Origin of the sequence: Geobacillus sp. B4113_201601, from assembly GCF_001587475.1 — a bacterium.
GTDB lineage: Bacteria > Bacillota > Bacilli > Bacillales > Anoxybacillaceae > Geobacillus > Geobacillus icigianus.
The window spans coordinates 12,368-36,182 of the sequence record NZ_LQYX01000086.1 but is presented as its reverse complement, the minus strand read 5'-3'; the positions used below and the strand labels follow the sequence as shown (position 1 = coordinate 36,182).

The following is a 23,815-nucleotide window of genomic DNA, read 5'->3' as shown; positions in this document are numbered from 1 at the left end:
TTTTTTTTTTTTTGGCACATGTTGGCGGTCGGACGGAAATCGTGAAAATCGACAAGCGATTCGCTATAATGAGTACAAGCGACTACGGCCGCAAAGGATCAATAAAGGTGTGGAAAACGATGAACATCGCGATCGCAGGAACAGGATATGTGGGGCTCGTGACCGCCGCTTGTTTGGCGGATAAAGGGCATAGCGTCACATGTGTGGACGTGAATGCGGAAAAAATCCGCTTGTTAAACGACGGCGCCATCCCGATTTACGAACCGGGGCTGGAGCCGCTCATTGAGCGGAACCGCGCCCGCCTTCGCTTTGCAACTGATGACAAGGAAGCGTATCGAGAGGCGGAAGTGATCATGATCGCCGTCGGCACGCCCCCATTGCCGGACGGATCGGTGCGGCTCAACGACGTCTGGGAGGTGTTGCGCCGCATTGCGTTGACGGCGGAGCGCGACTGCTTGGTCGCCATCAAATCAACCGTGCCGGTCGGCACCGGAGATGAAGCCGCCCGCTTTTTGGCCGAGCATGCGCGCCATCGCGTGCGGTTTGACGTCGTTTCCAACCCGGAGTTTCTCTCACAAGGGACGGCGGTGCGCGATACGCTGCAGGCGCCGCGCATCGTATTGGGAGTGGATTCGGACCGCGCTGAACGGGCGATGAAGGAGCTGTACGCCCCGTTTGCGCTTCCGTATGTGGTCACCGACCGGAAAAGCGCGGAGATGATCAAATACGCCGCCAATGTGTTTTTAGCGTTGAAAATTTCTTATATCAACGAAATCGCGAACGTGTGCGAACTAACCGGTGCCGACATTGAGGCGGTGGCGGAAGGAATCGGCATGGATCCGCGCATCGGCCGCCGCTTTTTGCGCGCTGGCGTTGGCTACGGCGGCTCTTGCCTGCCGAAAGATGCGAACGCCTTGTATGCCCTAGCTGCTTCCTACGGCTATTCGCTCAAAACGGTTTGGGCGGCGATCGATGTCAACGAAAAGCAAAAGTGGAAGCTGATCGATAAGGCGCGTTCGTATATCGGCGACTTTCGCAACCAAACGGTGGCGGTGCTCGGCGCGGCGTTCAAGCCTGGCACCGATGATGTGCGCGAGTCGCCCGCCTTGGCGAACATCGAATGGCTCATTGCCGAAGGGGCAAACGTGCGCGTCTGGGATCCGGCTGCCCTAGGGCATGTCGCCCGCCGGTTCGGCGATGCGGTCGTCTGTTGCCAGACGATCGAGGACGCCATCCGCAACGCGGACGTTTGCTTGATTTTCACCGAATGGCCGGCCGTCCTGCAGTTTGACCTTGGCCGCTACAAGGCGCTCATGAACACGCCGCTGGTGGTGGACGGACGCAATTGCTATGACGTCAAACAAGCAGCGGCCGCCGGCTTGATCTATGAGTCGATCGGACGGCCGCTGGCGGGTGGGGCACTAGGCGTTTCGTTGCACGCTCCGGTCACAACTCAAGGAGAAACAGAAGGAGGCCGGTGAAAAATCGCTGCTTGCCTTGATCGATGATGGAACGCGCAAACATAGAGGCTGATGCAACAAGCTTTTTCGACTTGAAAAACAGTTCCGGCAAGCGGTTGCGCGAGTCAATCACCGGCCTCCTAGAAGGCTGGTGAAAAACGGTTGTTTCTCTTGAGCAATGGGGGAACACTTGAAAGGCGATCCTGATGCGACAAGGTTTATCTATTTGAGAAACGGGCTTGATAAGCGACTTGTCCCCTTAAATCATCGGTCTCCTAGAAGGCCGATGAAAAACCACTGATTCCGTTCATCAATGGGGGAACGCGTGAAAATCAGGACCGATGCAACAATGTTTTTCTAATTGAGAAATGACATGGTAAAGCCGTATAAATGGTTAAATCACCAGCCTCCAGACTCTCCTTGGGACCGGCAAGAAATATCAAGGAACAAGCGAATCAGGCGCGGCGTTGTTCGCCCTCGAGAAGGGAGCAGAGGAGGGAGGTGTGTGCCATTCGCCTTCGATTAGGGATATTCGGGGCAGACGATTCATTGCCGATCATTCAAGCAGTGGTAGAGGCGTATAAGGAATTCGTTTGTCTTCCCGTTGTTTATTGGTATGAAAGCGAAATTCTCGATTTAATTCGACCGCTTGCTTCAGAAGCGGATATGTGGTTGTTTTCCGGACAAGTGCCGTATTCGATCGTCAAGCAGTCCGGAGAGATCGAGGCGCCGCTGTTTTATGTGCCGCATATTGGTGCCAGTTTGTATCGGACGCTGCTACAGGTGCACTATACGAAACGGATTCCGGTCAGCCGGCTTAGTTTTGACACGTACCAACGCCGCGAAATCGAACGGCTGCTGGAAGAAGCGGGCATCGAGGAATCGATTCCATACGTCAAGCATTACGAGGGAGGAATTTCGGCTCAGGAACTGTCCGACTATCATTACCTCCTTTGGAAACAAGGGAAAACGGAAGCGGCGGTCACCTGTTTGCGGACCGCTCATCTCGAACTGGAGAAACTCGGGATGCCGGTGTACCGTGTATTGCCCGCCCGCTCAGCGGTGGAAGCGGTCATCCAAACCATCATTCGCACGGGACAGATGCTGCAGGCGCAAGATGCGCAAATCGCTGTGCAAATGATTGAAGTCGATGCGATGCAGGCCGTCTCCCCCGAGACCTTTTCGACGGATGACATGTATCGTCTAGAGATGAAAACAACGGAAAAATTGTTGCGGTATGCAAGAAAAGTTCAAGGATCACTGAAGAGCGCAGGGCCAGGCCGCTACGTCATTTTTACAACGAGAGGCGCATTGAAAGAGATGACCGCTGGCTATAAAACGATTCCACCGGCCGAAGAGATGGCCCATCTTTATGAGGAAATCGCAGCGTGTGGCATCGGCATCGGGCGAACAGCGTACGAGGCGGAAATTCAGGCGGGAAAAGCGTTTTTGCATGCGAAACAGCACGGAAGGGGCGCCTGGATGGCGGCTTTTGATGATGGGACGATCGCCGGTCCGTTGGGGGCAAGAGAACAAATCCGCTATTCGCTCGGCGGCGAGGAGCTGCGGGAGCTGGCAGAACGCACAAGGTTAAGCGTCGCAACGATCGGCAAACTGCAAGCGGTTTTGCGCAAGCGCGGCAACAATGAAATTGAAGCCCATGAGCTGGCGGCGTATATGCAAATTTTGCCGCGCAGTGCTCGTCGGATTTTAAAAGAACTGGAAGCTGCTGGTCTCGCGGAAGCCATTGGGGAGACGAACCCCTATCCCCGCGGTCGGCCGCGGAAAGTGTATCGCCTTTTTTTATAAAGTGAATCGGCTTCGGTCGTTTGTCGAAGCCGATTTTTAGTTGAAAAAAAACCATGTGTAAACGAAAAACAAAGGCGGGGAGCATCGCCTTGGAGAAACAGGAAAACCCCTGCTTGGCTGGGTTGGCAAAACGAGAACGTTTGGAAGAGAAATATTCAAATTATTCAGTTATTTACTATTTAAAAATTTAGAATAATTTGTTATAATTAAGGACATAACCGAAATTCATCCGTAAATCGCCGGAAAGAGGGGAAGTGGGTTGGTTCAAGGGGAACGTCTTTGGCGACGGCTGATGGAGTTGGGGGAGATAGGGAAACAGCCGAGTGGCGGGGTGACGAGGCTCTCGTTCACGGCTGAGGAACGGCGGGCGAAAGACTTGGTCGTTTCTTACATGCGTGAAGCAGGGCTGGCTGTGCATGAAGATGCGGCAGGCAACGTAATCGGACGGAAAGAAGGGACGAATCGAGAAGCCTCTGTTGTTCTCATCGGATCGCATTTGGATTCGGTTTACAACGGTGGGCGCTTTGACGGTCCGCTTGGAGTGCTGGCGGGCATCGAAGTCGTTCAATCGATGAACGAGCAAGGAGTGAAGACACATTACCCGATCGAAGTCGTAGCGTTTACGGACGAGGAAGGAGCGCGCTTTCGTTTCGGTATGATCGGCAGCCGTGCCATGGCTGGGACGCTGCCGCTGGAAGCGCTCGACTACCGCGATGCGAACGGAATTTCTGTTGCCGAAGCGATGAGGCGGGCGGGGGGTGATCCGAACCGCTTGCACGAGGCGGCGCGAAAACGCGGAACGGTGAAAGCCTATGTCGAATTGCACATCGAACAAGGGCGGGTGCTTGAGGAAGCAGGGCTTCCTGTTGGCATTGTCACCGGCATCGCTGGGCTGATTTGGGTGAAATTTACGATCGAAGGAAAGGCGGAACACGCCGGAGCGACGCCGATGTCATTGCGCCGTGATCCGTTGGTGGCAGCTGCCCACATCATGGCCGTGATAGAAGAGGAGGCGCGTCGGACCGGGACAACGGTCGGAACGGTCGGACAGCTTCATGTGTTTCCAGGCGGCATTAATATCATTCCCGAACGAGTCGAATTTGTGCTAGATTTGCGTGATTTGAACGCAGAGGTGCGCGACCGAGTCTGGAACATGATCGCTACGCAGGCAGAGAAGATCGCCGCTAGTCGGAACGTTCGTCTCATGATGGAGCGGCTGCAAGACATGCCGCCGGTGCTATGTTCTGAGGTGGTAAAACAGGCCGCGGAAAGGGCGTGCAAGCAGCTCGGGTATCCACCGTTTTGGCTGCCGAGCGGTGCGGCCCATGACGGGGTGCAGTTGGCTCCTCTTTGCCCGATCGGAATGATCTTTGTCCGCTCCCAAGACGGGGTGAGCCATAACCCGGCGGAATGGAGCACGAAAGAGGATTGTGCAGCGGGAGCGGCGGTCCTTTATCATACCGTATGGCAGCTGGCGCAAGCGGAATAACGAAAAAGATGAACAAAGGTTGTGGCGAATGTTGGAAAAAATTCACGCGACCTGTCTGATTGAGGATCATGGGGCATTTCCAGAGCCGAATTCGTCTTTGATCGACGCCTGACCAAAGGGAAGAACAAAGAACAGGAGGAGAACTCAGATGACAAGGGAAGAAATCAAACGACTCGTTGATGAAGTGAAAGCGGACGTCATCGCTTGGCGCCGCCATCTGCACGCCCATCCTGAATTGTCATTCCAAGAGGAGAAAACGGCGCAGTTTGTTTTCGAGACGCTGCAATCGTTCGGCCACCTTGAGCTTTCACGGCCGACGAAAACGAGCGTGATGGCGCGGCTTGTCGGCAAGCAGCCCGGGCGGGTCGTCGCCATTCGCGCCGATATGGACGCGCTGCCGATTCAAGAGGAAAACTCGTTTGAATTTGCCTCGAAAAACCCCGGCGTCATGCATGCGTGCGGCCATGACGGCCATACGGCGATGCTGCTTGGAACGGCGAAAATTTTTTCCCAGCTGCGCGATGCCATCCGCGGCGAGATTCGCTTTTTGTTCCAACATGCGGAAGAACTGTTCCCAGGCGGGGCGGAAGAGATGGTGCAAGCGGGCGTCATGGACGGGGTCGATGTCGTCATCGGCACACACCTTTGGTCGCCGCTGGAGCGCGGAAAAGTCGGCATCGTGTACGGGCCGATGATGGCGGCACCGGACCGCTTTTTCATTCGCATTATCGGCAAAGGCGGCCACGGGGCCATGCCGCATCAAACGATCGATGCCATCGCCATCGGGGCGCAAGTCGTGACGAACTTGCAGCACATCGTCTCGCGCTACGTCGACCCAATCGAGCCGCTCGTTGTGTCCGTGACGCAATTTGTCGCCGGCACGGCGCATAACGTCCTGCCCGGAGAGGTCGAAATCCAAGGGACGGTGCGCACGTTTGACGACACGTTGCGGCGCACGGTGCCGCAATGGATGGAGCGCATTGTCAAAGGCATTACCGAAGCGCACGGCGCCTCGTACGAGTTCCAATTTGACTACGGCTATCGCCCGGTGATCAACCATGACGAAGTGACCCGCGTCATTGAGGAAACAGCGCGCGAACTGTTGGGCGACGAAGCCGTCGCCCGCTTGAAACCGAACATGGGCGGCGAAGATTTCTCTGCCTTCTTGCAAAAAGCGCCGGGCAGCTTCTTTTACGTCGGCGCCCGAAACGAGGAAAAAGGCATCGTGTACCCGCACCATCACCCGCGCTTTACGATCGACGAAGACGCGCTCGAGATCGGCGTGCGGCTGTTTGTCGGCGCAACGTTGAAATTGTTGGCGGAAGCGGAATAGGCGCTTCCGCTCATCTCAAGAAAGGGGAGAGAGAATGAAGTCTATCCGTTGGCTGATGGTGCTGCCGTTTGTTGGCATGCTTGGCGGCATCCCATTTGTGAACAAGGTCGAACCTTACGTGTTCGGAATGCCGTTACTTCTCTTTTGGCTAGTTGCCTGGGTGATCGCTACGTCGGTCATTATGGCGATTGTGTATCGCTTTGATCCCGCGGTGAAGGAGGATGAGCAAACATGAATGCAGCGTTAGTCATTATTTTTGCGTTCTTGTTGCTTTCCCTTTATTTAGGTCTACAGGCGCGCAAAGGGAAAGATATGAATTTGGAACAATGGACCGTCGGCGGCCGCGGGTTTGGTACGATGTTTGTGTTTCTCTTGATGGCCGGCGAGATTTACACAACGTTTACCTTCCTTGGCGGGAGCGGTTGGGCCTACGGCAAGGGCGGTCCGACGTTCTACATCATCGCTTACGGCTGCCTAGCCTATGTACTATCGTATTGGATGATGCCGAACGTATGGAAGTATGCGAAAGAACATCGATTGATGTCCCAATCCGATTTCTTCGCTCGTAAGTATGATAGCCCGATGCTCGGCGTTCTCGTGGCGCTTGTGGGGGTTGTGGCGCTCATTCCGTACTTGGTGCTGCAATTGAAAGGACTCGGTATTATCGTGTCCCAAGCTTCTTACGGCACGATTTCCCCGACTGCTGCGATCTGGATCGGTGTGCTGGCGGTAACGATCTACGTAATGATTTCAGGCATTCACGGTTCGGCATGGACGGCGGTTGTGAAAGATATCATGATTTTGGTCGTGGCCGTCTTTTTAGGGATCTATCTTCCGTTCCACTATTACGGTGGCATTCAGCCGATGTTTGAGGCGGTCGAGCAGGCGAAACCTGGATTTTTAGCATTGCCAGACAAAGGGATGAGCGTCTCATGGTTCATCTCAACCGTGTTGTTGACGGCGCTTGGTTTTTATATGTGGCCTCATACGTTCGGCTCGATTTATTCGGCAAAAAGCGCCAACGTTTTTCGGAAAAATGCCATTGTTCTGCCGATTTATCAGTTAATCTTACTATTTGTGTTTTTCGTCGGTTTTACGGCTATTTTGCAAGTGCCGGGTCTCGAAGGTTCAGATGCGGATTTGGCTTTGTTGAAATTATCAGTGAAAACATTTGATCCATGGGTGGTGGGATTGATCGGTGCTGCCGGGCTGCTCACCGCCATGGTGCCGGGGTCGATGATTTTGATGACTGCATCGACGTTGCTTGTGAAAAATGTGTATCAAGTGTTTGCGCCGTCCGCAACGGACGAGCAAGTCGCCAAGTTGGCGAAATATCTCGTTCCGGTCATCGCCCTTGTTTCGTTGTACGTTACGTTTCGAGGCGGCGATACGATCGTGGCGCTGCTACTTATGGGATACAGTCTCGTGACGCAATTGTTCCCATCGTTTTTGTTCAGCTTGTGGAAGCAAAACTTTGTCACGAAGCAAGGAGCGTTTGCGGGCATTTTGGCTGGCGTCGCGACGGTTGCGTACATTACGTTATCCGGCAGCAGCGTCGGCACGTTGTTCCCATCGCTGCCGCAAGCGGTGCAAGACTTAAACGTTGGCATTGTCGCGTTGATCATTAATATGGTTGTTACCGTTGTTGTTAGTTGGATTCCGTTTCATACGGTGAGTACGAACGAAAGAAAACAAGTGATGTAAAGCGTTATCGCTTGAATAGGGATGATATGCGTAAGAGACGAAGGAAGGCCTCGGATTCCATTGCCTTCCTTTTGGTTTGAATACCCTTTAAATCACCGGCCTCCTAGACAGATTAGCGCGTTGAGAAAAAATGAAAATAAGAGCAAAGCGGAGAAAATTATAGGAAAGGATGCAAAAAACGAATATGTAATCGCTTTCTATATGTGTTTTTGCTTCTATTTGCTAAAAAAGAACGGTTTTTGGCGTTTTGACAACTTTGAATGGCAGGAGTATAATGAGCTTCAAATTGAATCAATCACCATTTATTCCCTATATGGATCGCTGAGTCCGATTTTATATCGGAGCGGGGGAACCAACCGTGGCAAGTGTGCCACATGGGGTGAATCCAGTTCGGGGCGTTTGTTCTGAACTGGTAGGGTGACTCTCATCACCCGAATCCGTCAGCTAACCTCGTAAGCGTGTTGAGAGAGGGGGGATTTCCTATGGCTTTCTATAAGCAGTCAGGCATCCCCTGACTGCTTTTTTGTTCATTTTAAATAAAAATATTACATTTTTGTTGTTTTATGTTTTTGGTTAGGGCCGTCGCAAGCAATCGGTTATCAAGTCTGTGCATACGGTTGATGAACGACAAAGCGGATTTTTGCTTGGCGAAAGACGGGTGGCGAGAAGGAATCAACTTGTTTTAGTAAGATCGAGGATAGCTTGTTGATTTTTGCCCATCGATCAGCGAATGCACGCAACTGATAGAAATAATGAACAGTGCGGAGGGATGGCTGTGTGGGATGTGATGATGGTTGCTCTGCTTGTCGTCAGTTTTCTTCTCTTTTACGAATTTTCTAGTTGGTGCGATTCTGTCGTGAGCGGAGGAGAAGAACAATGATTTGGATCGTAGGTGTGGTGACACTCGGAATATTTGTTTATTTGGCCTATGCCTTGATTTATCCGGAAAAATTTTAAGTCGTCATCAAGTTTCGGGATATGAGTGATCGCGTGTGAGGGGGAAAAAGTATGTGGAACGCCTTTTGGCAATATATCTTCATTTTCTTGTTGTTAATGGTGATTGCGATGCCGTTAGGCGCGTATATGTATGGGGCGTTTTTTAGAAAAGGGGCGATCGATCGCTTTTTTTCACCGGTGGAAAGGGTCATTTACAAATTGTCGGGCCTTCGTTCACAAGAAGAAATGTCTTGGAAATCGTACGGTGCAGCATTGCTGGTGGTCAATGTCATATTATTGGGCCTATCTTACGGTCTATTGCGCGTTCAACATGTTTTGCCGCTGAATGGTGGCAAAGCAGAAAACATGGAGCCCACTCTTACGTTCAATACAGTAATTAGTTTTATGACGAATACGAATTTGCAACATTATAGCGGAGAATCGGGGCTGTCCATTTTATCACAAATGGCCGTGATCACCATGATGATGTTTACATCAGCTGCTACAGGGTTGGCGGTCGCCATCGCGTTGATTCGCGCTTTATCACAAAAAGGAAAAACGATAGGAAACTTTTATCAAGATTTTGTGCGCGCCAATGTGCGTGTACTGCTTCCGCTCTCGATTGTCGTCACGATTTTATTGGTGGCTTTTGGGGTGCCGCAAACGTTTTCGGCGCGCATGACTGTCTCGACCCTAGAGGGGGGCGTACAAACGTTGGCGTTAGGGCCTGTCGCTTCACTTGAAGCGATCAAGCATCTTGGGACAAACGGGGGTGGGTTTTTCGGCGCCAACTCATCTCATCCGTTCGAAAATCCCCATCCGCTTACGAACGTCATTGAAATGTTATCGATGTGGTGCATTCCGGCCGCTCTGCCTTTTACGTACGGTTATGCGGTGAAAAAGCGCAAACAAGGGTGGGTCTTGTTTGCGACGATGTTCGTTTTGTTCATTCTGATGCTAGGAGTGGTCTACAAAGCCGAACAAGCCGGGAATCCTCTTTTTGGCAAATGGGGGTTGACGACTGATGGGGGAAATATGGAAGGGAAGGAAGTGCGATTTGGCATTCCGCTCTCTAGTTTGTTTACTGCCATTACTACATCAGCCACAACCGGTTCGGTCAACAACATGCATGACAGTTTAACGCCTATCGGCGGGCTTGTTCCGCTGGCGCTGATGATGTTGAACAACGTGTTTGGCGGCGATGGAGTTGGGTTTGTAAACATCTTAATGTATGCGATGATTGCCGTGTTTTTATCCGGATTGATGGTAGGACGCACTCCAGAATTTTTAGGGCGCAAAATCGAACCGAAGGAGATGAAATTGATCGTCGTCGCCTTATTAGTGCATCCTCTGATCATCTTAGCGCCATCGGCGTTTGCGCTCATGACACACATGGGAACAGAAGCCATTAGCAACCCCGGTTTTCACGGCATTTCGCAAGTCGTGTATGAATTTACATCTTCAGCAGCCAACAATGGATCGGGGTTTGAAGGATTGAAAGACAACACGCCTTTTTGGAACATCTCGACCGGAATGGTCATGCTTTTAGGGAGATATCTTTCCATCATAGCGATGCTTGCTGTGGCCGGCTCATTGGTGAAAAAACAACCTGTGCCTGAAACCGCAGGGACCTTTCGTACAGATACTGCTACATTTGGCGTGATTTTATTTGCCACTGTATTTATCATTGGCGCGCTTACGTTTTTCCCTGTGCTAATCTTAGGGCCGGTGGCGGAATATTTAACCATTCGCTAAGGGGGATATGTCAAGATGAGAGAAAAGAATCCGCGTCAATCACTGCTTCATCCTGAGCTTGTGCGGGAAGCGGCCATCGAAAGCATCAAAAAGCTCAATCCTTTCGTAATGATGCGCAACCCGGTCATGTTTGTCGTCGAGGTCGGAACATTGATGGTGTTGCTGATGCTGTTGTTCCCGCGCTTTTTTCGCGTAGAGGACTGGACCTACGAATTGGCTGTCTTTTTCATTCTTTTGTTTACCATCTTGTTCGCCAATTTCGCCGAAGCGTTGGCGGAAGGGCGAGGAAAAGCGCAGGCTGAATCGCTCAAGAAAACGAAGGCCGATACGATCGCCAAACGGATTGGGGCCAAAGGGGAAATAGAACAGGTGCCATCCACACAACTGCGGAAAGGAGACGTCGTTCTTGTCGAAGCCGGGGATCTTATTCCTGGCGACGGGGAGATTATCGAAGGGCTGGCATCTATCGATGAATCGGCCATCACTGGGGAATCTGCTCCTGTAATCAAAGAAGCGGGAGGGGATTTCAGCTCGGTAACCGGCGGCACAAAGGTCGTCAGCGATTGGATCAAAGTGAAAATCACGGCCGATCCGGGCGAGTCGTTTTTGGATAAAATGATCGCGCTCGTTGAAGGAGCGTCAAGGCAAAAAACACCGAATGAGCTAGCGTTGAACATATTGCTGGTGACTCTTACGCTCATCTTTTTGATTGTCGTTGTCACATTGGTGCCCATTGCTCGCTATGTCGGCATTCAGCTGTCGACGACTACGTTGATTATTTTGCTCGTTTGCTTGATTCCAACTACCATCGGCGGCTTATTGTCCGCCATCGGCATTGCTGGAATGAATCGTTTGACCCAATTCAATGTACTGGCTATGTCCGGAAAAGCTGTGGAAGCGGCGGGGGATGTGACAACGCTCGTGCTGGATAAGACAGGAACGATAACATTTGGGAACCGCATGGCCGCCCAGTTCATTCCCGTCGGTGGCGCAACCGAGGAACAGGTGCGGGAAGCAGCGGTGTTGTCGTCGGTAAAGGACGAAACGCCGGAAGGGCGCTCGGTGTTGGAATTAGCGAAGCAACAGGGCTGGCAGGGGGAGATGGCGAAATATGATCACGAAGAGTTTGTTCCGTTCTCGGCTGATACAAGAATGAGCGGTATGAACATTCAAGGGGTTCCGTATCGCAAGGGAGCCGTTGATGCGATTTCCCATCACGTCAAACAGCTAGGGGGCCGCATCCCGAGCGACTTGAAGGAAAAAAGCGAACAAATTGCCAGACAAGGCGGCACGCCCTTGGCTGTTTCGGTCGGAGCAGATATCGTAGGGATCATCTACTTGAAAGATACGGTCAAACCAGGAATGCGGCAACGGTTTGAAGAATTGAGAAAAATGGGGATCAAAACGGTGATGTGCACAGGAGATAATCCGCTGACCGCCGCGACGATCGCGAAAGAAGCGGGAGTGGACGAGTTTATTGCTGAAAGCAAACCGGAAGACAAAATACGAGTGATCCGGGAAGAACAAGCCAAAGGGAACTTAGTGGCCATGACAGGGGATGGCACGAATGATGCCCCCGCCTTGGCGCAGGCCGATGTCGGATTAGCTATGAACAGCGGGACGATGGCGGCTAAAGAAGCGGCAAATATGATTGATCTTGACTCGGATCCGACGAAAATTATCGAAGTGATTTCCATCGGAAAACAGTTGTTGATGACCAGAGGCGCGTTGACGACTTTCAGCATTGCCAACGACATCGCCAAATATTTCGCTATTTTGCCAGCGGTATTTGTCGCCACCATTCCGCAGATGAAAGCGATCGATATTTTGCATTTGCATTCGCCAGCGAGCGCGATTTTATCGGCGTTAATTTTCAACGCTTTGATCATTCCACTGTTGATTCCGTTGGCGATGAAAGGGGTTCGTTATCGACCGATGTCATCGGAAAAGCTGTTGCGTAGAAATATGTTGATATATGGAGGCGGTGGGGTGATTGCCCCGTTTATTGGCATCAAGGTCATTGATTTAGTCCTAGGCTTGTTTATGTAAACAAAGAGAGGAGAGATGGACATGAGAGCCATTCGTTTTGCTTTGTTGATGATAGTTTTGTTTGGACTTGGGTACCCTGCGGCCATGACAGGTCTAGCCCAGTTGATATTTCCTCATCAAGCGAATGGAAGCATCATTTATGAAAACGGAAAGCCCGTCGCTTCCGAACTGATTGGCCAGCCGTTTCAGCGGGACGGTTATTTTCACGGCCGCCCGTCATCGATTCAGTATGATGCTAGCGCGTCCGGTTCTCCCAATTACGGGCCTTCCAATAAAGAACTGGCCGAACGGATGAAGAAAGACGCAGAACAGTGGTTAAACAAGGTTCCGGGCAAAGAGAAAAACGAGATTCCCATCGATTTAATTACCAATTCAGGCTCTGGACTTGACCCGCATATTAGCCCGGCAGCCGCCTTGTTTCAAGTGCCGATGGTCGCAAAGGCGACAGGATTGTCCGAACAGCGGTTGACCCGGTTGGTCAAAGAGCATATAGAAGGGAGAGCCTTGGGGGTATTTGGTGAACCGCGGGTGAACGTTGTGCGCTTAAATATGGCTGTGCAAAAATTAGTGGAGGAGCGTTCTCAGCGGAATGAATCATAAATATAGACGAATGACCCCGGAAGAAATCTTACAGAACATTGAGAAAATGAAAAAAGGCCGCCTCAAAATTTATATTGGGGCGGCCCCCGGGGTGGGCAAAACGTTTCATATGTTGCGGGATGCCCATGATGTAAAAGAAAAGGGCGTCGATATTGTCATCGGAATCGTGGAAACGCATGGGAGGGCTGAGACCGAAGCGGAAATTAAAGACTTGGAAATCATTCCTCGCAAGAGAGTCCATTACAAAGGAAAAGAATTGACGGAATTGGATGTTGACGCGGTGATTCGCCGCAATCCGGATGTAGTGATTGTCGATGAGTTGGCCCATACCAACGCCCCCGGCAGCAAGAACAAAAAGCGTTATCAAGATGTGCAGGACATTTTGCGCGCCGGGATTCATGTATGGACGGCCATGAATATTCAACATTTGGAAAGCGTTCATGACATTGTAGAGCAAGTGACCGACGTTCGGGTGAACGAACGTGTCCCCGATTTTATGCTTAGGGAAGCCGATGAGATTGAAGTGATCGACATTACACCGGAAGCGTTGCGTGAGCGTATAAAAGAAGGAAAAGTATATGGAAAAGAAAAAATTGAGCAGGCCCTCAATCATTTTTTTCGGAAAGGCAATCTTGTCGCTTTGCGGGAGCTGACGTTAAGAGAAGTCGCCGACGACATCGAGATGCGTTTGGAGAAAGAACGGGAACAGCAAGGGATTGAAGAACCGACAGGCATTCATGAAAAAATTCTTGTATGCGTCAACTACCGGCCCAATGCCGAAAAATTGATCCGCCGTGGCTGGCGAATTGCTCAACGATTAAATGCGGAGCTGTACATTTTACATATTAAGCAAAAAGGGCAGTCACCGGAAAAGGCAATCGCCGAATGGGAAAAGATGGCGAAACAGTTTGGTGCCATGTTCCTTGTTCGGGAAGCCGGCCCGCGGCATGTCGCTCATCAAATCGTGCATGTATGTCGAGAATATAAGATTACACAAATTGTCATGGGGATGTCGGCGCGGACGAGATGGGAAGAAATTTGGAAAGGATCGCTCATTCATGTCATTATGAAGCAGCTCAAACATGTCGATGTGCTTGTCGTATCGGACAGATGAAGGGATGGAGACATTTGAAACGGCAGAACAAAAGCAGTTTTGGGCAATAAAATCCGCTTCGCCCAGCTTTGTCCTCGCTTAGAAGGCTGGTGAAAAACGGTTGTCTCTCTTGATCGATGGGGGAACGTGTGAAATGCGATACCGATGTGACAAGGCTTTTCTATTTGAGAAACAAGGCTGGTAAGCGGCCTGTTCCCTTAAATCACCAGCCTTTTATAAACAGGGATTTTGCTAGATTTCTGAAGTACGGAAAGAATGGTTTGGTGCGGCCTTTCTTATTCAATCACCGGCCTTCTAGGAGGCTGGTGATTGAAGGGGGAATACTGCTCTCCAACCGTGTTTCTCAAAAAAACTGGGAAATTCATCATTCCATTCCTTGTGATTTCTCACCAATCCAACGAATCCGTTGTTTTTTACCAGCCTTCTAGGAGCAAAAAAAAACGATAGGAGAAGCTTGATGGCTTCTCCGAAATCATGTATACTATCTGTAACCGGTTACATCAACGAAAGAGAAGGAATCGACAATGGCAACGATTCGTGATGTCGCAAAGCGTGCAGGTGTCTCCGTCGCCACCGTGTCGCGGGTGTTGAATCAAAACGGATACGTGAATGAAGAAACGGAGAAGCGCGTCAGACAGGCGATGAAGGAGCTGAATTACAAGCCGAGTGAAGTGGCGAGGGCCCTGTTTAAAAAAACATCGAAAACGGTTGGCTTGATTGTCCCCGATATTACCAACCCATTCTTTCCGGAACTCGTGCGCGCGGTGGAAGATGTGATGAATATTTATGACTATACGGTTATTCTATGCAATTCCGATGAAAAAGCCGAAAAAGAACGAGAATACATCGAAGTGTTAAAACAAAAATATGTGGACGGTGTCATTTTGACAACGAACCAATTGACGCCGGATGAAGTGGATGAATGGGATGTTCCGATTGTTGTGCTGGACCGTCCGTTCCATGAGCGGTATCCGTCTGTGGTCGCTGATAACTATGGGGGTGCGCGGTTGGCGACTAGACATTTGTATGAAATGGGATGTCGGCGCATCGCTCATATTCAAGGTCCGATGCATGTGGTCAACGCGGTTGAGCGCTTTCGTGGTTACCAAGATGAAATGATGGAACTGGGGATTTGGGAGCAGCGGTTAGTGATTCAGGGGAACTACCAGCTCAAGCAGGCCAAAGAAGCGGTGATGGCTGCTTTGACCGATCATGAGATCGATGGCATTTTTGCCGGCAATGACGCGATGGCGGTCGGTGCGTTGAAAGCGGTTCAGCAGTGCGGATTGACAGTCCCTGATGATATTGCGATTATCGGTTACGACGGCATCCCGTTGACGGAAATGACCACCCCTGAGCTGTCGACGGTGTCTCAGCCCATTTATGAAATGGGGGCCATCGCGGCCAGAATTTTAATCAAACAAATCGAAGGAAAGCCACTGGAAAAAATTCATTATCAGCTTCCGGTTCAATTAATGGTGCGGCAATCGACGTCAAGGAGGGAACAAACGTGAACAAGCCTGTCATTACTGTGATTGGTAGTATCAACATGGACTTAGTCACCGTGGCGACACGGTTTCCAAACCAAGGGGAGACCATCTTGGGCGAGCGGTTTCTCACCACTCCCGGAGGCAAGGGAGCGAACCAGGCGGTGGCGGCCGCCCGTCTTGGCGCCGACGTGCGAATGATTGGTGCGGTTGGTGAGGACGCATTCGGCAGGGAGCTCCTTCGCTCCCTGCAAAGCGAAGGGATTTCTGTCGACGGTGTGAAACCGGTTACACATCAACATACCGGCATTGCGTCGATTACCATTTCCGAACAAGATAACCGCATTATCGTTGTGCCCGGAGCGAATCACGCCTTACCTCCAGAGGACCTCGACAAGTACGAATCGGTCATTGCGCAAAGCGATGTTTGCCTGTTGCAGCTGGAAATCCCGATTCCGGTCATCGAGCGGGCGGTTTCGCTCGCCCATCGCCGTGGTGTGCGGGTCATTGTCAACCCCGCTCCGGCGCAGCCGCTGCCGCCGTCCGTGCTTGAGCAGGTCGATTTCCTAACGCCAAACGAACATGAGCGCACATGGTTGTTTGCCGGCATGGACGAGCGCACGTTGGTCAATAAACTGATCGTCACTGAAGGGGCGAAAGGAGTGCGCATTTGGCAAGATGGGCAGGAACAGCTCATCCCGGGTTTCCGCGTGCCGGTTGTCGATACGACTGGGGCAGGCGATACGTTTAACGGCGCGCTCGCCGTTGCGCTGGCGGAAGGAAAGCCGCTCGCGGAAGCGTGCCGGTTTGCCAATGCGGCCGCAGCGCTATCGGTCACCAAGCTCGGTGCGCAGGCCGGGATGCCGACACGGGAGGATGTCGAATCATTGTTGGCCAAACAGGAAGGGAGTCAGTCATGAAAAAACAAGGGATTTTAAATAAACAGCTGAGCACATTGCTTGCCTCGCTAGGACACACCGATACGATCGTGATTGCTGATTGCGGGCTGCCGATTCCAAACGAAGAGGCGCGCATTGACTTAGCTGTTGTCAAAGGGGTTCCACCTTTTTTGTCCGTCTTGGATGCGGTCATCGATGAGTTGGTCGTGGAAAGAATCGTATTAGCGGAGGAAATCAAAACCCAAAATCCAGACATGTACGAAAGCATTAAAGCTAGAATGAGAGAGGTGCCGATTCAATTTGTCCCTCATGAAGAATTCAAGGTCATGACGAAGGAAGCGAAGGCAGTCATTCGTACAGGGGAAGCCACTCCTTATGCCAATATCATTCTTCGTTCTGGTGTGAACTTTTCATAGGAAAATGTCTGAAAGAAAAGGAGGGCAGAAACTATGAGGCCCTTAATTGACATGCGATCGATCCAAAAGTCGTTTGGCACCAATATCGTTTTGAATGGCGTTGATTTTGAAGTGCTCCCTGGAGAAGTGCATGCGTTGATGGGGGAAAATGGTGCGGGGAAATCGACGCTGATTAAAGTGCTGACCGGCATTTATGATCGGGATGGGGGAACGATTGTTGTCAACGGGCGGGACGTGCATTACCGCCATCCGAAAGAGGCGGAACGCGACGGGATTGTCGTGATTCATCAAGAGTTGAACATCATTCCAACGTTGACGGTGGCGGAAAATATTTTCCTTGGGCGCGAGCCGAAAATCGGGCGAACGGGTGTCATTCGTTATAAAGAAATGGAACAACAGGCCGCTGCCCATTTACGGAGATTAGGAATGGACCTGAACCCGAGAGAGCTCGCCGGCCGGTTATCGGTCGGGAAACAGCAGATGATCGAGATTGCTAGGGCGATTTCGACGAACGCCAAGTGCCTCATTATGGATGAACCGACAGCGGCGCTCACGGAACGGGAAATTCAGGCCTTGTTTTCCGTCATTCAAACCTTGAAGGAGCAAGGGATCGCGATTGTGTACATTTCTCATCGGATGGAAGAAATTTTTACGATTTGCGATCGGATTTCCGTTTTGCGTGATGGCCAGTTCATCGGCACAAAACGAGTCAAGGAAACGAACGTTGATGAAATTGTGCAAATGATGGTCGGCCGGCAAATCGGGGAGCGCTTTCCAAAGCGGCGTGTCACCATCGGAGAAGAGCGATTGCGTGTGGAACGACTCACGAAAATCGGAGTGTTTGAAAACGTATCGTTTTCCGTGCGGGCTGGTGAAGTGCTTGGTGTTGCAGGATTGATGGGATCAGGGCGAACAGAGATCATGGAAGCCATTTTCGGCGCCAGACCATTCGATGAAGGAGACATTTATATCGACGGACGCCCTGTGCGCATCCGCTCTCCGCGTCAAGCTGTAGAACATGGCATCGCCATGATTACCGAAGACCGAAAGCAAAAAGGGCTCGTTCTCGAGATGAGTGTTCATGAGAATTTGACGTTGCCGAAATTGGAACAATTGGCGACAGCAGGATTCATCCAGTCATCGAAAGAACGGGACGTGGTGTTGTCATTCATCCATCTGCTGAATATTAAAACTTCTTCGCCTGATTTAGCGGTAAAAGCATTGAGCGGTGGAAATCAACAAAAAGTTGTTTTCGGAAAGTGGCTGGCGATGAACCCCCGCATCCTCATTTTGGATGAACCTACTCGCGGCGTGGATGTGGGGGCAAAGAAAGAGATTTACGAAATCATCAATGAACTGGCTGCTCAAGGTGTCGCGATCGTGATGGTCTCTTCCGAATTGCCAGAAGTATTAGGCATGAGTGACCGTGTTATGGTGATTCATGAAGGAAACGTTCAGGCGGTCTTGGAGAACGATGGGCTGGATCAAGAAACGATCATGCGGGCGGCGACAGGGGGGAATCGATGATGGAAGCAAAGCGGAAATGGGATGTGAAAAAACTAGGGCCTTTGATCGGATTGGTTCTGCTATGCATGGTGCTTTCCGTATTGAGTGATGACTTTTTGACGATGGACAACTGGCTCAATCTGTTGCGGCAAGTATCGATTAACGCGCTCATTGCCTTTGGCATGACGTTTGTCATTTTAACGGGAGGCATCGATTTATCGGTGGGTTCTGTGTTAGCGCTATCAAGCGCCATAACAGCGGGAATGATGGCGCAAGGGATCAATGGATTTGTCGCCATATTCGTCGGCTTGTTAGCTGGCACGGCCATGGGCGTCTTGAATGGAGTGCTGATCACCAAAGGTAAGGTCGCTCCGTTTATCGCTACGTTGGCGACCATGACGGCGTTTCGCGGCTTGACTCTCGTTTACACGGACGGACGTCCCGTTACAGGGTTTGCATCTAGTGACATCCTGTTTCAGATGATGGGCCGCGGTTATTTCTTCGGCATCCCCGTGCCGATCATCTTGATGCTCGTCGTCTATCTCGTTTTGTATATCGCATTGAAAAAGACAACGTTTGGCCGCCATACGTACGCGATTGGCGGGAACGAAGAAGCGAGCCGTCTATCAGGACTTCGCGTGGACCGGCTGAAAATGTATGTGTATGCGCTAACAGGGGCGTTATCTGCTTTGGCGGGGCTCATTTTAACTTCCCGTTTGAATTCAGCGCAGCCGACGGCAGGAACAGCGTACGAGTTGGATGCCATTGCCGCGGTTGTCTTAGGCGGTACCAGCTTATCGGGAGGAAAAGGATGGATTTTTGGCACATTGGTGGGAGCACTCATGATCGGTGTGTTAAACAATGGTTTAAATTTACTCAATGTATCTTCCTTTTATCAACAGGTCATTAAAGGAGCGGTCATTCTTCTTGCGGTCTTGCTCGATCGCCGCAAAGAAGCATGATAGATTTGATCAAAAAACAAGGGGGAATCAAAATGAGAAAAGCAGTGGGGTTATTGGCAGCATTGTTGCTTGCGGGAGGCGTGTTGGGTGGATGTTCGCTCGAACAGAACAACGCATCGAGCGGCCAAGGGAAAACGAAACAGGACGGAGAAGTCAAAATCGGTTTGTCCATTTCCACCTTGAACAACCCGTTCTTTGTCACATTAAAAGAAGGGGCTGAAAAAGCCGCCAAGGACAAAGGGGCAGAACTGATTGTGGTTGATGCCCAAAATGATTCGGCGAAACAAATCAACGATATTGAAGACTTGATCCAGCAGAAGGTCGATGTGCTTTTGGTCAACTCGACGGACGCTAGCGCCGTGGTTTCGGCGATTGAATCGGCGAACAGCGCCAACATTCCAGTGATTACCGTTGACCGCAGCGCGGATGGCGGGAAAGTGGTCACCCATATCGCCTCCGACAATGTGGCTGGAGGGAAAATGGCAGCCCAATTTCTTGTCGATCACTTGAAAAACGGTGGAAACATAGTGGAATTAGAAGGGATTCCTGGTTCTTCGGCGGCTCGTGAACGTGGAGAAGGATTTCACCAAGTCATCGACAAAGCGGCCAATATGAAGGTCGTCGCCAAACAGGCGGCAGATTTTGACCGGGCGAAAGGACTGTCGGTCATGGAAAACATTTTGCAAAGCCATAAAGACATTCAAGCGGTCTTTGCCCATAATGACGAGATGGCCTTAGGGGCATTGGAAGCGTTGCAAGCCCATGGAATGAACAACGTGATGGTGGTTGGATTCGACGCCACGGATGATGCGGTCAAAGCGGTGAAAGAAGGCAAAATGGCAGCCACGGTCGCGCAAAAACCGGCATTAATTGGCGAAAAAGCTGTGGAAGCCGCCATTCGCGTTCACAAAGGGGAGAAAGTGGAACCATTCATCCCGGTTCCGCTTGAATTAGTTCACCGGCAATAACATGCCATTGGATCTGCGGTGTTGGTTGAGCATCAAGGCTCGGCTAGCACCGCTGCTTGTTTTTGTTCTTGATGGAGCTGTTGAATGAAAAAGCAAAAACCATTACCGAGACGCTGTCTTCCATGCAATCAGCAGTAAGACTTAAAGGCAGAAGATGCAAGAAGGCTCATGCTGCTTTATTGGTTGGATTCTCCCATTGAGATGAGAAACAGCTTCTCTTTCTCTATGAAGCAGAAAGATCTTCTTCCTTTCACGGAAAAGATCCATGGGCAGCGTGATTTGCCCTCCACCCGGGGATGAAAATCTTGCGTCCGTGCGGCATTTTTACGGAAAGCATCTATGCTCACGGAGTGTACCTTTAGCATGAACAGGCGGTCGCGTTGCACGTCCCTTAGCAACAACAATCGTTTGCCCGCGGTGTTCATAGGTGATTCGATCGCTGCCATAAGTATGCGATTTGCTTTGATCGGGGCGACAGATCCGCTTGCTTATGTTTATGCTGAGCGCCAATGAATAAAGGAGAAGGTTCTGTAACCGATCGTCAGCCAGGCGTCGTTCAAGCCTATTAAAACAAGCGCGCCGTTTGCAGAAACGGCGCGGAGTAGGTGGGAAGGAGCTAGTATAGCACACACCACGATTTATTTAGATATGAAAAAGAACGTCTCTAGGTAGTGGGCCCGAGCCACGTAATAGCCACACACCATGATTTATTTTGACTGACTAGAGATCGTTCGGGCGGACGGAAGAGCGGCTTCCTCCACCATCTGGGTGCGACGTTTCAATTCATTGTTCAGTTGCTCGGCTTCCTGCAAATGTTTCGTGACCACTCCACTGCGCACGCCCCAGAAATAGAAGGCGAGAGCGAGGAGGGCAACGAGGCCCATATCCCATCCGTAGGGAATGATGTCCCTTCCTCCAAATTGTTTGCTTCCTAAGCACGACACCAATGCCATGCTAAGCAAATATACCAACATCCAGATTCCTGCTTTCAGCTCTTGAGCGAATTGGCGCCAGCCGTTTCGGCTTTGATAATAAAAATAAATAGGCAAGCCGATGAAAATGATAAACAACACCTGTCCTGTCAACGGCCAACGAGCCCAATAGAAAGTTAAAGAAGCAAACACAAAACCGCAAGGAGCGATGATCGGCAGTCCTTTAAGGCGAAACGGGCGATACAAATGGGCGCCAGTTCGGCGCAATACAGCCGCTGTGACGGGTCCGGTAATGTAAGAAATCAGTGTAGCGACGGAAATAATTTCAGCTAACGATCCCCATCCACGGAATAAAAAGAGAAATGCGAACGATACTGCTAAGTTAAAGAACATCGCTGCTCGCGGAACTCCATAAATAGGATGCAATGTCCCAAACACGGAAGGAAAATAGCCGTTTTTCTGCATCCCATAAATCATGCGCGCTGTCGTCGCCGTATAGGTTGTTCCCGTACCGGATGGGGAGACGAACGCATCTACATAAAGCAAAATAACGAGCCAATTCACCCCGAGAGCAATCGCTAAATCAGCAAATGGGGAATTAAAACTCAGTTGATGCCACCCATGCTGAACGAGTGCGGGATCGATCGCTCCAACAAAGGCAATCTGCAAGCAAACGTACAACATGGTGGCGATCAACACTGAACCGACGACAGAAATCGGAATAGAAAAGTTGGGTTTTTTTGCTTCCCCAGCCATATTAATAGGGCTTTGGAAACCATTGAAAGCGAATACAATTCCTGATGTGGCGACAGCCGTTAGCACGCTTGACCAACCGTAGGGCGTAAACGAAGGATGATCGGTAAAATTTCCACTTTGAAACCCAAAAGCTAAAAGCGCAACAATGGTGGCGGTCGGAACAATAAATTTAAATACCGTAATCATAGAATTGGCTTTGGCGAATAAACTGACGGTCCAGTAATTGAGAAAAAAATAAACCAAAATCAACAGCGAGGCAAAAAATAACCCTTCTCCGGTCAACTGTCCTTCATGGACAAGATCATGAGTCCAAGAAGCCCACTTCCAAGGCCAAGAACTCATGTATTGAACTGAGGCGATCGCCTCGACGGGAATCACTGAAACGATGGCAATCCAGTTCGCCCAGCCGGCAAGGAATCCAGCAAAAGAGCCATGAGAGTATTGAGTATACTTGACCATTCCGCCAGCTTCGGGAAACATTGTGCCAAGCTCGCTGTAAGACAATGCAATGGTTAAAATCACGAGCATGCCGATCAGCCATGAGAAAACAGCAGCAGGACCAGCGATTTGCGCTGCCTTCCAAGCCCCAAATAACCAACCCGATCCGATAATCGATCCTAAACCAGTCATCATTAACGAAAATGTTCCCATCTTCCGTTGCATATCATCAACTCCTTCAAGATTTTGAGATGGCCGGCGAGCGAAACAAGCAATCGGTGCCAACAATGATTCTTCCCCGTTGAGACGTCTTTTCATATTGATCGTTTGAAGCGGCGCTTTTTCTTCTGAATTCAAGATGGCCATGTTTTGAGCCCTTGTGTCGGTCTATCCTCGCTTTGAGGGCCATTGATCAAAAGCTTGTCCTCTCTTGAATCGAGCTTTTTCATGTGTACAGATGCGCTTTGCTCCCAATCTCTGAACCACTGTTTGGCGATCAGGCGCTCGGCAGCATTCAAAGACCTAGAGGGCTGGTGATTTAATGTAAAATACTGTTGATTCCATCTGTTTCTCAATTAGAGAAACCTAGCAGAATCAGCTTTCTTTTCTGAATGAAAATGCCGCCGATTCGTGTGCGACAGAGGTTTTTCACCGCCCCTCTAGAAACGATCGCGCGCAAGGGGGAATCCAAGGCTAGAGCATTTTTATTTTACTACAGATGCAAAAGAATTCAAAAGTCATCTGCTTCCATTTCTTGTTTTGGAGCTGGAAAGGGGATTGCAAGGGAATCAGGGATCGCAACAGGACTGGGACACCCTCTCTCAATATATAAGAGGCCGGTGAAAAAGTACACACCAAGGCAGGAATGTAGGGGGGTATGTTGAAAACGGAAGAAGAATCTTTAAATGGAGCGTGAGCGGATCATGAAAGCCTCCAATCATCCTTCGACTCAGCCTCGTCTGTTTCCAGTCATCGACATGGAGGAACGGGTTCCCCCACATCATCTCCTACGCCAAATCAATGAAGCGGTTGACGTTTCCGTCATTCACGATGGGGTGGCTCCCCTGTACACGGAAAAAACGGGTCGTCCAGCGGCGGATCCGGAACGGCTGCTTCGCCTGATGTTGCTATCGTATTTGTTTGATCACTCCGAGCGGGGCGTGACGGATCCGGATGCCTAGTTGTACAAGAAAGGCAAAGGA

At 50.6% G+C, this 23,815-nt stretch carries 19 protein-coding genes, 1 pseudogene and 1 riboswitch; of the genes and pseudogenes, 18 read left to right on the top strand and 2 right to left on the bottom strand.

Going from position 1 to position 23,815, the window contains the following annotated elements; all coding sequences use genetic code 11:
- Positions 1–119: 119 nt before the first annotated feature.
- The 17 genes from B4113_RS12570 to rbsB all read left to right on the top strand — a co-directional run bounded on the left by B4113_RS12570 (position 120) and on the right by rbsB (position 20,487).
- Positions 120–1,481, top strand: a complete 1,362-nt coding sequence (locus B4113_RS12570; protein WP_033018189.1) for a UDP-glucose/GDP-mannose dehydrogenase family protein — start codon at positions 120–122, stop codon at positions 1,479–1,481.
- Positions 1,482–1,961: 480 nt separating this feature from the next.
- Positions 1,962–3,269, top strand: coding sequence for a hypothetical protein (locus tag B4113_RS12565; RefSeq protein ID WP_033018188.1), 1,308 nt, complete (start codon positions 1,962–1,964; stop codon positions 3,267–3,269).
- A 259-nt stretch (positions 3,270–3,528) separates the two neighbouring features.
- On the top strand, positions 3,529–4,758 hold the full coding sequence (locus B4113_RS12560) for a hydantoinase/carbamoylase family amidase (RefSeq protein WP_061912542.1): 1,230 nt from the start codon (positions 3,529–3,531) through the stop codon (positions 4,756–4,758).
- 148 nt (positions 4,759–4,906) lie between these two features.
- Complete coding sequence (locus B4113_RS12555; RefSeq protein ID WP_033021762.1) at positions 4,907–6,091, top strand: M20 family metallopeptidase; 1,185 nt, start codon at positions 4,907–4,909, stop codon at positions 6,089–6,091.
- 34 nt (positions 6,092–6,125) lie between these two features.
- Positions 6,126–6,326 carry a DUF3311 domain-containing protein gene (locus B4113_RS12550; protein WP_033021764.1) on the top strand — a complete coding sequence of 67 codons (201 nt, stop codon included), beginning with the start codon at positions 6,126–6,128 and terminating at the stop codon, positions 6,324–6,326.
- On the top strand, positions 6,323–7,795 hold the full coding sequence (locus B4113_RS12545; protein ID WP_033021766.1) for a sodium:solute symporter: 1,473 nt from the start codon (positions 6,323–6,325) through the stop codon (positions 7,793–7,795). The genes B4113_RS12550 and B4113_RS12545 overlap by 4 nt, the downstream gene beginning before the upstream one ends.
- A 309-nt stretch (positions 7,796–8,104) precedes the next feature.
- Positions 8,105–8,270: riboswitch (cyclic di-AMP (ydaO/yuaA leader) on the top strand.
- Positions 8,271–8,671: 401 nt separating this feature from the next.
- The gene (gene kdpF, locus B4113_RS21230) at positions 8,672–8,752 is read left to right on the top strand and encodes a K(+)-transporting ATPase subunit F (protein WP_081917057.1); all 81 of its coding nucleotides are present in this window, start codon (positions 8,672–8,674) and stop codon (positions 8,750–8,752) included.
- A 51-nt stretch (positions 8,753–8,803) separates the two neighbouring features.
- A complete protein-coding gene (gene kdpA, locus B4113_RS12535; RefSeq protein WP_051985103.1) occupies positions 8,804–10,486 on the top strand; it encodes a potassium-transporting ATPase subunit KdpA in 1,683 nt (560 codons plus the stop codon).
- Between the two features lie 15 nt (positions 10,487–10,501).
- Positions 10,502–12,535: a potassium-transporting ATPase subunit KdpB gene (gene kdpB / locus B4113_RS12530; RefSeq protein WP_033021770.1), complete on the top strand. Its 2,034-nt coding sequence runs from the start codon at positions 10,502–10,504 to the stop codon at positions 12,533–12,535.
- Positions 12,536–12,556: 21 nt separating this feature from the next.
- On the top strand, positions 12,557–13,135 hold the full coding sequence (kdpC, locus tag B4113_RS12525) for a potassium-transporting ATPase subunit KdpC (protein WP_033021772.1): 579 nt from the start codon (positions 12,557–12,559) through the stop codon (positions 13,133–13,135).
- On the top strand, positions 13,125–14,249 hold the full coding sequence (gene kdpDN, locus B4113_RS12520) for a KdpD-like non-kinase potassium sensor (protein ID WP_033021774.1): 1,125 nt from the start codon (positions 13,125–13,127) through the stop codon (positions 14,247–14,249). Before kdpC ends, kdpDN begins: the two co-directional genes overlap by 11 nt.
- Before the next feature lie 524 nt (positions 14,250–14,773).
- On the top strand, positions 14,774–15,763 hold the full coding sequence (locus B4113_RS12515; RefSeq protein WP_033021776.1) for a LacI family DNA-binding transcriptional regulator: 990 nt from the start codon (positions 14,774–14,776) through the stop codon (positions 15,761–15,763).
- The gene (rbsK, locus tag B4113_RS12510) at positions 15,760–16,656 is read left to right on the top strand and encodes a ribokinase (protein WP_033021779.1); all 897 of its coding nucleotides are present in this window, start codon (positions 15,760–15,762) and stop codon (positions 16,654–16,656) included. The genes B4113_RS12515 and rbsK overlap by 4 nt, the downstream gene beginning before the upstream one ends.
- Positions 16,653–17,051, top strand: a complete 399-nt coding sequence (gene rbsD, locus B4113_RS12505; protein WP_033021781.1) for a D-ribose pyranase — start codon at positions 16,653–16,655, stop codon at positions 17,049–17,051. Before rbsK ends, rbsD begins: the two co-directional genes overlap by 4 nt.
- A gap of 33 nt (positions 17,052–17,084) precedes the next feature.
- Positions 17,085–18,578: a sugar ABC transporter ATP-binding protein gene (locus B4113_RS12500; RefSeq protein ID WP_033021784.1), complete on the top strand. Its 1,494-nt coding sequence runs from the start codon at positions 17,085–17,087 to the stop codon at positions 18,576–18,578.
- Positions 18,575–19,519, top strand: coding sequence for a ribose ABC transporter permease (gene rbsC / locus B4113_RS12495; RefSeq protein WP_033021786.1), 945 nt, complete (start codon positions 18,575–18,577; stop codon positions 19,517–19,519). Before B4113_RS12500 ends, rbsC begins: the two co-directional genes overlap by 4 nt.
- A 32-nt stretch (positions 19,520–19,551) precedes the next feature.
- Complete coding sequence (rbsB, locus tag B4113_RS12490) at positions 19,552–20,487, top strand: ribose ABC transporter substrate-binding protein RbsB (protein WP_033021787.1); 936 nt, start codon at positions 19,552–19,554, stop codon at positions 20,485–20,487.
- A gap of 176 nt (positions 20,488–20,663) precedes the next feature.
- On the opposite strand, the gene B4113_RS12485 is transcribed toward rbsB, so the two are convergent.
- Together B4113_RS12485 and B4113_RS12480 are read right to left on the bottom strand one after the other, a co-directional pair.
- On the bottom strand, positions 20,664–20,933 hold the full coding sequence (locus tag B4113_RS12485) for a hypothetical protein (RefSeq protein ID WP_033021788.1): 270 nt from the start codon (positions 20,931–20,933) through the stop codon (positions 20,664–20,666).
- Positions 20,934–21,194: 261 nt separating this feature from the next.
- A complete protein-coding gene (locus B4113_RS12480; protein ID WP_051962787.1) occupies positions 21,195–22,838 on the bottom strand; it encodes an APC family permease in 1,644 nt (547 codons plus the stop codon).
- A 680-nt stretch (positions 22,839–23,518) separates the two neighbouring features.
- Here B4113_RS12480 and B4113_RS20610 point away from each other — a divergent pair.
- A pseudogene (locus tag B4113_RS20610) lies at positions 23,519–23,815 on the top strand (hypothetical protein); the annotation flags it as partial.